The following is an 11,000-nucleotide window of genomic DNA, read 5'->3' as shown; positions in this document are numbered from 1 at the left end:
CTAAGGCCAAGGCCAAGGGGGTCTATAAGGGCACCAAGAAGCGTATCGACCGTGACAAGGTTCACCAGATGAAGTCTGAGGGTCACAGCACCTACAAGATAGCCGAAGAGATGCGCATTAGCAGAATGTCAGTTCACCGGATACTTAACACTGAAACCGCATAGAATTGGCAGGTATCGCTTGGAGGGCCCGAGGGAGGCAAATGGGGCCCCCCCGAGAACGTCAGCCTATAAATTTCCCTGGGCTGGTTACGGCCTCTTAACCCTAGGAAAATTTTTAGAAAAAGCACAAACACTAGGCTGAGGTACCAATCCGCCACGTTACCCTGCCTTTACCCTAGAAAAAGAAAAAAGGAAATCTCAGGGCTTTGTTTCAGTTTAGCAGCTGCCTCGAAAGCTCATGCAAGACTATTCTGATTTAGAGGCGCTTCTAGCAAAACAGTTAGTAATTATATTGCTATTTCTTTCTTCAACCCTGCAGAGGTATATTGATCCTCCAGAGTGTACGTAGAATAGTCTTGCAAAGTTTACCCCGATTTGATCCGCGACGGACCAGCTGGCTAGCACCTTACCCAAAGATAGAATTCTTTGACTGGTGGCTTCAGGAAGGTCGAGACGCTCAGCTGATGCCAATGTTGCATGAAATACTATAAAAATTGTGGAGAAAACTCGCAAAATCATTCTGCCAACACTTAATTAAGGCAAAGATAAAGATATTCAGTAGCTATTGTGTATTCACCAGCAGGCACCTGTCGCGAACTTGCACGCTCTGCACGGCGTTTTGGACCGCGACTACAAATTTCAGATGCTTTAGCATCAGCCAAAGCAAGAGACTTAGCTTCGGCTTCAGGTGTCATAACTGCCAAAGCACTCTGCTGAATTTGAATTCCGACAGTTGACTCGTTGAAAGAGGTGACAATCGGCTCTGACGCCGTTTCGGTGCAAGCTGTGAGCGCAAATGTTGCTCCGAAGGCCATTACTAAAGTTCTCATGCCGAATTCTCTCTCTATGGTTGCACTGGCACCTTGCACTGACCAAGTCGGTACTGCAAGCGGATTTCTGCACATTCACGAGTTTGCCCCAGCCTACCACCAGCCAAAGACTTTGCAGGTGATGCTGTTAGGTCATGCCAAGGTTTCAGCGTGTCGGTTTCTAATGTTCCTGTACCTTGGAACGCCTACCCAATACGGTACACAACTTAAGATGAATTCGGTACACAAAAACTCCCCAACTCCAACTAACGTATTGATTTCACTTGCGGCCTTACAGTCCTATAGCCCTACCGTCGGAGCCAACTCCCCCTTAGGTGGTTGGCGGTAAACGAAAAAGCGCTCCTTCGGGGGCGCTTTTCGCGTTCTGGGGGCCTGCGTGGCACATCCTTTGAGTTTTAGCTGATAGGATACCTACCCCACGCAACACGTTGCGCAGAACGGCGCGATGCGCAGGGGCGCGGCGCGGTGGGAAAAGGAACAAATTTCGGGAAATATGGGCAACGGTGCCGGACGGATGGGGTTCAGCCGCGGGCACTTGGTTTGTCGGAACGGGCGGGCGCGATGACTGCGCCCGCCCGATCAGTTTTTAGGACTTCATCGCGGCAAGCACAGCATCGCCGGTGATCGGCAGATGACGCACGCGCGCGCCAGTCGCGTTGAAGATCGCATTCGCGATCGCGGGTGCGATCACGGTGGTGCCGGGCTCGCCCAGACCAACGGGAACTTCGGTGCTTTCGACAAAGTCGATTTCAAGCTCGGGCACATCGGCCAGACGCAGCGGCGTATAGGCCCCGAGGTTCAGGTCGATAACGTTGCCATTCTCGATCCGGGTACCTTCATGCAGCGCCATCGACAGCCCCCAAAGCGCCGCACCTTCGCATTGCGCGCGCGCCCCGTCGGGGTCCACCACGGTGCCGCAGTCAAACGCCAGCCACATCTTCTGGACATCGACCTCGCCCGTTTCAGGATCAACCGCCAGCTTGACCGCCGCCGCTGTCCAGGTCGGCATGCTGCGCGACTGGCCATAGGTGGTGGCAATACCGATTGCGGTGCCCTCGGGCAGCTCTGCACTGCCATAGCCCGACATCTCTGCCACGCGCTGCAAAACAGCGGCCTGACGCGATGCCCCACCAACCGCATTGGGCGCAGAGCCCGCGTTGATGCCTTCGGCTTTCAGGTGGTCCAGACGGAACTGCAGCGGATCGGCACCGACTTTATGCGCCGCTTCATCCATGAAGCTTTCCACGGCAAAGTTGGTCCAGCCCGGTCCGACAGACCGCAGCCAGCCGGGACGGAAGGTCGCATTTGCCAAATCGTTCGAGATCGCCCGCACCTGATGCGCACCCACCGTGTACCAGTGATCGGCACCATCGATGGCAAAGGGGTCATAGGGTTCTTCGTTGACACCTTTAGGCATGAAACCCGGTGCCATCACCTGCGTCGGCCAACCGGCGGCGGCGTGGTGTTCCATACCCGTGACCGATTTGGCATCATCGAACGCCATGCGCAGTTTTTGCACGGACGGCGACCGGATGCTGTCGAACTGCGCGTCTTCCTCGCGCGAGAACACCAGCTTGACCGGCTTGCCGACAGCTTTCGAGGCAAGCGCTGCGGGCACGATATAGTCGCCATTCAGGCGGCGGCCAAAGCCCCCACCCAGCATATAGCTGCGCATCACGATCTTATCGGCGGGCACTTCCAAAGCGGTGGCCAGCGTGGGCAGGATCAGCGATTGCCACTGGTTGCCCGCGTGGGTTTCCCAAACACCATCGGCGTTCTGGAAAACCGTGGCGTTCACCGGCTCCATCTGGAAGTGCAGCACGGATTGCGTGGTGTATTCGGCTTCGAGCATGTCGGCGGCGGCATCAAAGGCAGCGGTCGTGTCGGGCTGCTCCGTGTGCAGGATCGACCCTTCCTCGCCCTGGATCAGCTCGCGCGAGCGCGCCTGAATATCCTCTTCCGAGACATTCGCCGTCTCGCCCGAGGTCCAGTCGACGCTGATCTCGTAGGTCGCCGTGCGCGCGGCGTGCAGCGTTTTGCCCAGCACCACAACCCAGCCCGGCACAGTGCCCGACGGGTCTTCGATCACCACGGTTTCAAGGTAGCCTTTGATGTCCTTGGCAGCGCTATCGTCCACGGCATTCACCTTGGAGCCATAGCGCGTCGGGGGCAGCATCGGCACGCCGTACACCATCCCGTCAACTTTGGCATCCAGACCATAGATCGCCTGACCGGTGGTTTTCGTATCCAGATCAAGCGGATGCACGTCCTGCCCCACAAGGCGCAGGTCAGCGTGAGGTTTCAGCGGCAGGGCTGCCAGTTCTTCTTCGGTGAAGCTGCGGTCAAGACCCTCGGCCACCAGATCACCATAGCTGATGGTTTGCGTGCCATCGGTCACCGCACCGTCGCGTGCGGTCAGACCCGAGGCATCAACGCCCCATTTGGCCGCTGCGGCTTCGATCAAGGCGGTCCGGCCAGCGGCCCCTGCTTGACGGTAGACAGGCCAGCTTTGCCAGATCGACCAGCTGCCGCCGGTGACCATCAGGCCCCATTTCTCGGCTGTATCGACATGGGTGATGTGTACGTTTTCCCATGCGACTTCCAGCTCGTCCGCCAGAATACGCGCGATGGCGGTGCCGACGTGCTGGCCCATCTCGGCGCGGATGATGTTGACGTTGACCTGACCGTCGGCGTCGATCCAGTACCACATCGACGGCTCGAACGTGTCGCCATTGGGCGTGACCGGCGTGCCATCCGGCACCGCAGGGTTCATTGCGGCGTTCGATGCCTGCGGGAAGCCGAATGCAACGCCAACGGCCGTCATAGAGACAAGGAATCCACGGCGGGTCATCTGGGGTTGCGTCTCTGCGCCTGTGAGGCGGGAAATCAAATTAGCCATTGTCGGAGCCTCCCATAGCGGTGGCGGCGTCGCGCACGGCTTGACGGATTCGGGTATAGGTCATGCAGCGGCACAGGTTGCCGGTCATCACCGCGTCGATGTCGTNATCGCTGGGGTTGGGCGTNTCTTTCAGCAGCGACGCTGCCTGCATGATCTGNCCCGACTGGCAATAGCCNCACTGGGGCACGCGCAGGTTNCGCCACGCTTCTTGCACAGGGTGGTTGCCGTTTTCGTCCAGCCCTTCGATGGTGGTGACCTTCATACCTTCGACATCCGAAAGATAGGTGATGCGGGACCGTGTGGCCGTCCCGTCGATATGCACGGTACATGCGCCACAGGCACCGATGCCACAGCCGAACTTGGTGCCGGTCAGTCCGATCTCGTCACGGATCGCCCACAGCAGGGGCGTATCCGGCTCAGCGTCGACAGAGACCTGCCGTCCGTTCAATTCGAATTCAATCATTAAGTCGTTGTCCTTGGGTAATTTTTGCCTAGGGCGGAGGGCGCGTATAACAGCGTGGTTTCGAACTGGTCAACATAGGTTTCATGGCACCCTTTGACAGGTCTGGACCAAGATGATCACGGGATTGTCAGACGTCCATGCGCGATACGCGTTTGACAATCTTACACGGAAAGCACGCTTGGCGAAAGAATATTTCGCCACCCCTCACACACGCATGATTTTCCACAGCGCAGTCTCGCCTTGTTTATCCAGTCGCCGGCAGGTACTGCCCCCCATCACCAGACTGTACAGGACAGTCCGGTCATCAAGGGTCCGGCAACGTCATGGCGCAAAATTCTCTGATCTACAAAGTCGAGCTTTCGGTCTCGGACATGGATCGCCACTACTACGAGACGCACAAGCTGACCGTGGCCAAACACCCGTCGGAAACCGATGAACGTCTGATGGTGCGCCTGCTGGCCTTTGCCCTGAACGCGCATGAGCATCTTGAGATGACAAAGGGCCTGTCGACCGATGATGAACCCGATATCTGGCAAAAAAGCCTGAGCGACGAGATCGACGTTTGGGTGGCTCTCGGCCTGCCAAGTGAAAAGATCATCCGGCAGTCCTGCAACAAATCCGCGCGGGTCGTGATCTATCCTTATGGCGGCAAAACGGCAGAGGTCTGGTGGGACAAGGTCCGCAGCGGCACCGCCCGTTTCGACAAGCTCGAGGTCGTCAATCTGGCAGAGCATGACACCGCGGCGCTGGCAAAGCTGGCCAGCCGCGCGATGAAGCTTGGCGTGCATATTCAGGACGGTGACGTGATGGTCAGCGTCGATGACAGCGTCGTCTACCTGACGCCCCAGACGTGGAAAGACGCGGGCTGACGCGCCACTGGCTTAGGGGGTGACCCCTCGCCAGCGCGCATTTAAGCGATAGTTGTTCCGTTACTGCATGGAGTGGAAGCCGACCATATTGCCCTCGGTATCCTGACACACGAGGATCCAGCCAAACTCACCGATTGATGTTTTCGGCTGCGCGACACTGCCGCCCGCGCTGGTCGCGCGTTTCTCTTGGGTGGCGCAATCCTCGACCATGAAATAGACAATCGTGCCCCCGCCCCCTGGCCCCGCATAAGGCGCTTTGGTCAGCGCGCCCCCCGCGCCATAGGCTGTCATCTCGGTCGGGAAACTCATCATCTGCATCTCACCGCTCGGGTCTGGCATCGGCTCCAGCTTGGTGTCGAGCATGGCTTCGTAGAACCCGACTGCCCGATCAAGGTCGTCCACATAGATATCGAACCATCCTACGGCATTCATCTTGGTCATTTCCTATCCCTTTCAGATGTTTGGTGTTGTCGTAAAATCGAATTGCCCCGCCGCTCAGACCGCATTGGACGCGTCAATGCGCCGCTCAAGATGCCAGATCTTCGATACAATCTGCCACCCCTGCGCGCCCTTCACGAAACCAAGGTGATCGACGAAGACATTGTCATGGGCGCGGATGCGGATTTTCACCGTTGCACTCAGTGGCGACAGCATGTCGATCATCAACACCTCGGCCTCGCGCGGTTGCCCGGTGCTGGCAGGAGAGACGCGGGCCCCGACATCGCGGCTGAAACTGTCGATCGGCTCTACAAAGACCGTCCCATTGTCGCCGTCAAACAGGCTTGAGTCCGGGTGGAACACGGCATTCAGCTTGTCGGTGTCACACTCGTGTATCGCGTCAAAATAGGTCTCTATCGCGCTCAGCAGGTCAGGGTGCAGGGTCATGTCAAACCTCCGGTATGTGTTGCTGATCCAAGATTGTCATTTCTGCGAAACCCGCGATACTGGCTATATTGACAAGCTTCGGTCGGATTCTGCCAAAATGTCCCAAATTGCGCCCCGAAACGCCCCCTTGGTCTGTGCGCTTGCCTATGACGGGCTGTGCACCTTCGAATTCGGCATCGCGGTAGAGCTTTTCGCCCTGCCCCGACCCGAGTTCGCGGATTGGTACCGCTATGCGACCGTTAAGGCCGAACCCGGTCCGATCCGCGCCACGGGCGGCATCACGATCGAGGCGCAGGACGATCTTGATCTGCTGCGGCAAGCCAGTCTGATCATCGTGCCCGGCTGGCGCGGTGCCGATGCCCCTGTCCCGCCCGCGCTATGCGCCGCCTTGCAAGACGCCTATGCCCAAGGCGCGCGGATCGCGTCGATCTGTTCAGGTGTCTTTGTCTTGGCCGCGGCGGGGCTGCTGACAGGCAAAAGCGCCACAACCCATTGGCGCTACACCGATAAGCTGGCCGCGCGCTACCCTGACATATCCGTGGACCCTGATGTGTTATTCGTGGAAGACGACCGGATTTTCACCTCGGCCGGATCGGCGGCGGGGCTGGATCTGGGGCTGCATATCATTCGGCAGGATCACGGCGCGCAGGTCGCTGCGTCTGTTGCCCGACGGCTTGTCCTTCCCGCACAACGCGATGGCGGGCAGCGTCAGTTCGTGCCCCGCCCCGAGCCCAAGGCGCGGATGGGGTCGGATCTTGCAGCGCTACAGGATATGATCCGCGCCACACTTGACGAGGACTGGCCGATGGCGCGTATGGCACAAACCGCCGCGACCAGCGGGCGCACGCTTGCCCGCCGGTTCCGCGAAGAGACAGGCGACACCCCTCTCAACTGGCTCAAGCTTGAACGGGTGTCCCGCGCCGCTGAACTGCTGGAAAACAGCGCCATCCCGCTGGCCGATATATCAGATGTTTGCGGCTTCGGCTCGGCCGAGAGTTTTCGCCGCGATTTCCGCAAATTGATGGGCGTTCCTCCGATCCGGTATCGCGAAAGGTTCGGGGCTGCCGCCTAGCCCCGAACCCTACGCTCGGTTTCCCGCACCGCCCGCACAAACGCGGCTACTCGGCACCCGTCGCGTATGTTAGGGCTTTGACGTAGCATACCAAAAAACCCCGAAGCAGAAGGTGTCGCGTTTTATGTTGACCAATAGTGATCTTGTGGAACTGACCGAATTTCGCCGCGCGCTGCACCGCCATCCCGAAGTCTCTGGTGAAGAGGTAGAGACCGCAAAGACCATCGTTCACGCGCTAAAGCCCCTGTCGCCCACCCGCATCCTGACAGGTCTTGGGGGGCACGGCGTCGCGGCGGTGTTCGACAGCGGCACGGCTGGCCCGACGGTCCTGTTCCGCGCCGAGCTTGACGCCCTGCCGATAGAAGAACGCAACAGCGATATCGACTGGCTGTCCGAGGTCGTGGGCAAAAGCCACGTGTGCGGCCACGATGGTCATATGACGATGCTGCTGGCTTTGGGGCGCATGATCGCGCGCAAACCGGTTGCCACGGGGCGCGTGGTGCTGATGTTCCAACCCGCGGAAGAGGACGGCAGCGGGGCCAAAGCGGTGGTCAGCGACCCCGCATTCGACGCGATCAAACCGGATTGGGCCTTTGCGATCCACAATGAACCGGGCAGNCCNTTCGGCTTTGTCTCCACCCGCGTGGGGCTGATCAACNGCGCGTCGATGGGGCTCAAGGTCAAGCTCAGCGGGAAAACGGCCCATGCCGCCGACCCGCAAGACGGGGTATCGCCCGCGCTCGCGGTGGCACGGCTTATNCCCGCGCTGGATGATCTGGGCCACGGCGACGGCGGCCCGCGCAACGACGACTTCCGGCTGGTCACCGTCACCCACGCCACTATAGGAGAGCCGACTTTCGGCNTCGCGCCNGGCGCGGCAGAGGTGTTTGCCACCCTGCGCACCGCCGGCGATGCGGGGCTGGAAAGNCTTGAGGCCGCCGCGCGCGATCTCGCATCAACGATTGCAGCTGAATACGGTCTTGGCGTCTCTTTCGAGGTGCATGACCATTTCGCCGCTTCGATCAACGACGCAGACGCCTATGCCGTAGCGACCAAAGCGATGGAGGCGATCGGCGTGCCNTTTGGCGAGGAAAACGTNCCCATGCGCGCCTCTGAGGATTTCGGCGTATTCGGCTGGGGGGCCAANGCCGCGATGCTGTGTCTCGGACCGGGGGAGGATCACGCGGCCTTGCACAACCCCGACTATGACTTCCCCGATGACCTTATCCCCATCGGCAGCGGGATCTTTGACCGCATCGCCCGAGATCTTCTGGGGACGGCGTAACCCGCCCCCTTCTGAACGCGCCGCCCAAGCCCGCTAGTCCTGCGTCGCCAGCAAATCGGTGATCAGCGCATAGGTCGCACGGACCCGCGCCTCGTTCGGGTAGTTGCGNTTGGCAAGCACAACGATCCCAAGGTCTTGCCCCGGTAGCAGCGCGACATANCCGCCGAACCCGTTGGTCGCGCCGGTCTTGTTCAGGATCACNTCNCGCTGCGGCGGCAACGGTGGGGTCAGGCGGGTCGCGGGCTGGGGCGACAGGATAAAGTCATANCCGTTGCCCGCCTCCATCCTGGCGACATCGACAGGCCAAGGGTACTGNTCCCATATCATGTCTTGGGTGTAATAGGCCGTCTCTGCCTGCCCCTGCCGTGTGCGTTCAAGCGCTGCGGTCAGCGCGGGATCTGCCCCGCCGCGGCCCAGCTCCAGATCCAGCAGGCGCAGCATATCNCGGGCGGTCGATTTCACCCCATNGGCTTCATCTGCCAACACGCCGGGGTNAACGCGAATGGGCGCATCCGTCTTGCGGTCATAGCCAAAGGCATAGCGATCCATCGCGTCATCCGGCACGTCNACATAGGTGCTGCCAAGCCCCATCGCGGGAAACAGCACATCCTCAGCCGCTTGGGCAAAGGACATACCCATGGTCTGTGCCGTGATATGCCCCAGCAAGCCGATGCTGACGTTGGAATAGCTGCGTGTCCCCGGTTGCGGCGGTTGCCAGCNCTCTAGCCAGCGGATCAGCTCGGGCACATTGCCCACCTCGCCGGGAACCTGAAGCGGCAAGCCACCGGTGACATGGGTGGATAGATCAACCAGCCTTATCGCGCCGAAAGCGGCCCCCTCAAGCTGGGGTATGCTGTCCGACACCGGCGCATTCAGATCAAGCATACCGCGGTCTTCNGCCAATGCGGCCAACGTCGCNGTGAAAATCTTGCTGATCGACCCGAGCTCAAAGATCGTATCCGGCGTCGCCGCGANATTGCCTTTGCGCGCCGCCACACCCGTCGCATAGAAGCTATGCTGCCCCTGCCAGGTGATGCCCACGACCAATCCGGGGATTCGATACTGCTCGATCACCGGCGCAAAGCTGGCACCTGCGATATCGACAATCTGCTCGCTCGTGGCGCTTTGTGCGAACAGCGACGCGGGAAGAGCAAAGGGGACCGACAGCACGACTGCCAGCGCGAGGTTGGGGNATTTCATATCTGCTTCGACCTATTNATGGGTGTTGCCGACGTCATTAAGCGGCACGCCNTCNANGCACAAATGCGAAAATGCGCGGANGGANCGNTGCGCGCCCCGCCGCTTGCCGCTTTCNCAGTAATTTCCCTTGGCTTCCCGGCTTNGCCCGCTACCTTGATCCCCAAGTTGTGCAAACCAGTCACTTTTTACGCCAAGGAGCCTGCATCTCATGAAAAATTCCCTTCGTATCNCCGTATCCGCCGCGNCNCTTACCGNNGCACTNGCCTCGGCCGCGGCCGCCGACATCACTGTCTCGTCCAAGATCGACACAGAAGGCGGGCTGTTGGGCAACGTCATCGCCCTTGCGCTNGAGGACGCGGGCCTGCCNGTCGCAACNCGCGNCTGCAACTGGGCGGCACGCAGGTTGTCCGCGAGGCGCTGCTGTCCGGCCAGATCGACATTTACCCCGAATACACCGGCAACGCGGCCTTCTTTTTTAACGAAGCAGACAGCGACGTGTGGAAAGACGCCGAAGCCGCACACGCCCGCGCGGCCGAGCTGGACGCCGCGCAAAACGATGTCACATGGCTGACCTCGGCCCCTGCCAATAACACATGGGCCATCGCGGTGACCGGCCCCGTGGCGCAAGACAACAACCTGACCACCATGTCCGATTTCGGCGCATGGGTCGCGCAGGGCGGCACGGTCAAGCTCGCGGCCTCGACCGAGTTTGTGTCCTCCCCCGCGGTGCTGCCCGCGATGCAGGACACCTACGGATTTGAACTGAACGCGGACCAGACGGTGATCCTGTCCGGCGGCGATACAGCGGCCACGATCCAGGCCGCCGCACGCGGCACATCGGGTGTGAACGCCGCGATGGTCTATGGCACCGACGGCGGTGTCGGTGCCACAGGTCTGGTGGTGATGGAGGATGACAAGGGCGTGCAGCCCGTCTACGAGCCCGCCCCCATCGTCCGCGCCGAGGTACTGGCCGAATACCCGTCGATCCCCGAGGTGCTGAACCCCATTTTTGAGGGGTTGGATATGGCGACGCTGCAAAAGCTCAACGGGCGGATTCAGGTGGGCGGTGAACCGGCAGAGGCCGTGGCCCGTGATTACCTCACCCAAGCCGGGGTGCTGGACTGATCCGGGGCACGATGTCCTTGCAGACCCCTCGGGCGCGGCTATCCGCGCCGGGGGTTCTGTTTGCCGTTCTGGGGGCCGCAGCGATGCTGGCCCCCTTTATGACGCTTGCCGCAAACCGTATCGTGGCGGGGGACGCGGTGCCGATCTGGGCGGTGGTCCCCGTATCGCAGACGATCCCCGGATTGGCAGCGATCGTGGCGGGGCTGGCGTT

The 11,000-nt window shown here is 60.4% G+C and carries 10 protein-coding genes and 2 pseudogenes; 6 read left to right on the top strand and 6 right to left on the bottom strand.

Annotation, left to right across the window (positions count from 1 at the left end):
- Positions 1-44: 44 nt before the first annotated feature.
- Positions 45-164: a helix-turn-helix domain-containing protein gene (locus tag CBB63_RS13615; RefSeq protein WP_286699536.1), complete on the top strand. Its 120-nt coding sequence runs from the start codon at positions 45-47 to the stop codon at positions 162-164.
- 527 nt (positions 165-691) lie between these two features.
- Here the strand turns inward: CBB63_RS13615 and CBB63_RS13610 are convergent.
- The 3 genes from CBB63_RS13610 to CBB63_RS13600 form a co-directional block, all read right to left on the bottom strand.
- The gene (locus tag CBB63_RS13610) at positions 692-991 is read right to left on the bottom strand and encodes a hypothetical protein (protein WP_286699535.1); all 300 of its coding nucleotides are present in this window, start codon (positions 989-991) and stop codon (positions 692-694) included.
- A gap of 586 nt (positions 992-1,577) precedes the next feature.
- Positions 1,578-3,890 (bottom strand): xanthine dehydrogenase family protein molybdopterin-binding subunit, encoded by a 2,313-nt coding sequence (locus CBB63_RS13605; RefSeq protein ID WP_286699534.1) that lies wholly within the window; start codon positions 3,888-3,890, stop codon positions 1,578-1,580.
- A complete protein-coding gene (locus CBB63_RS13600; RefSeq protein ID WP_286699533.1) occupies positions 3,883-4,353 on the bottom strand; it encodes a (2Fe-2S)-binding protein in 471 nt (156 codons plus the stop codon). Before CBB63_RS13600 ends, CBB63_RS13605 begins: the two co-directional genes overlap by 8 nt.
- Positions 4,354-4,676: 323 nt before the next feature.
- On the opposite strand from CBB63_RS13600, the gene CBB63_RS13595 reads away from it, so the two are divergent.
- Positions 4,677-5,222, top strand: coding sequence for a YaeQ family protein (locus CBB63_RS13595; RefSeq protein WP_009826839.1), 546 nt, complete (start codon positions 4,677-4,679; stop codon positions 5,220-5,222).
- A 60-nt stretch (positions 5,223-5,282) separates the two neighbouring features.
- Here the strand turns inward: CBB63_RS13595 and CBB63_RS13590 are convergent, their stop codons facing one another.
- Together CBB63_RS13590 and CBB63_RS13585 are read right to left on the bottom strand one after the other, a co-directional pair.
- On the bottom strand, positions 5,283-5,663 hold the full coding sequence (locus tag CBB63_RS13590) for a VOC family protein (RefSeq protein ID WP_286699532.1): 381 nt from the start codon (positions 5,661-5,663) through the stop codon (positions 5,283-5,285).
- A 54-nt stretch (positions 5,664-5,717) separates the two neighbouring features.
- Positions 5,718-6,107 (bottom strand): nuclear transport factor 2 family protein, encoded by a 390-nt coding sequence (locus tag CBB63_RS13585; protein ID WP_009826837.1) that lies wholly within the window; start codon positions 6,105-6,107, stop codon positions 5,718-5,720.
- Positions 6,108-6,204: 97 nt separating this feature from the next.
- Here CBB63_RS13585 and ftrA point away from each other — a divergent pair, with 97 nt between their 5' ends.
- Positions 6,205-7,179, top strand: coding sequence for a transcriptional regulator FtrA (ftrA, locus tag CBB63_RS13580; RefSeq protein ID WP_286699531.1), 975 nt, complete (start codon positions 6,205-6,207; stop codon positions 7,177-7,179).
- A gap of 124 nt (positions 7,180-7,303) precedes the next feature.
- Complete coding sequence (locus tag CBB63_RS13575) at positions 7,304-8,464, top strand: amidohydrolase (RefSeq protein ID WP_286699530.1); 1,161 nt, start codon at positions 7,304-7,306, stop codon at positions 8,462-8,464.
- A 33-nt stretch (positions 8,465-8,497) separates the two neighbouring features.
- Here the strand turns inward: CBB63_RS13575 and ampC are convergent, their stop codons facing one another.
- Positions 8,498-9,664, bottom strand: coding sequence for a class C beta-lactamase (gene ampC, locus CBB63_RS13570; protein ID WP_286699529.1), 1,167 nt, complete (start codon positions 9,662-9,664; stop codon positions 8,498-8,500).
- 208 nt (positions 9,665-9,872) lie between these two features.
- Here ampC and osmF point away from each other — a divergent pair.
- Positions 9,873-10,789, top strand: a pseudogene (gene osmF / locus CBB63_RS13565) (glycine betaine ABC transporter substrate-binding protein OsmF).
- An 11-nt stretch (positions 10,790-10,800) separates the two neighbouring features.
- Positions 10,801-11,000 (top strand): annotated as a pseudogene (locus CBB63_RS13560) (ABC transporter permease); the annotation flags it as partial.

The sequence above is a fragment of the Sulfitobacter sp. TMED3 genome (genome assembly GCF_002167505.1).
GTDB lineage: Bacteria > Pseudomonadota > Alphaproteobacteria > Rhodobacterales > Rhodobacteraceae > Sulfitobacter > Sulfitobacter pontiacus.
This window is presented reverse-complemented; position numbering and strand designations above follow the sequence as displayed.

Bases quoted from the DNA above. Each gene is read 5' to 3' on its own strand.
- CBB63_RS13610 (WP_286699535.1), bottom strand. From the start codon at position 991: ATGAGAACTTTAGTAATGGCCTTCGGAGCAACATTTGCGCTCACAGCT.
- CBB63_RS13605 (WP_286699534.1), bottom strand. From the start codon at position 3,890: ATGGCTAATTTGATTTCCCGCCTCACAGGCGCAGAGACGCAACCCCAG.
- CBB63_RS13595 (WP_009826839.1), top strand. From the start codon at position 4,677: ATGGCGCAAAATTCTCTGATCTACAAAGTCGAGCTTTCGGTCTCGGAC.
- CBB63_RS13590 (WP_286699532.1), bottom strand. From the start codon at position 5,663: ATGACCAAGATGAATGCCGTAGGATGGTTCGATATCTATGTGGACGAC.
- CBB63_RS13585 (WP_009826837.1), bottom strand. From the start codon at position 6,107: ATGACCCTGCACCCTGACCTGCTGAGCGCGATAGAGACCTATTTTGAC.
- ftrA (WP_286699531.1), top strand. From the start codon at position 6,205: ATGTCCCAAATTGCGCCCCGAAACGCCCCCTTGGTCTGTGCGCTTGCC.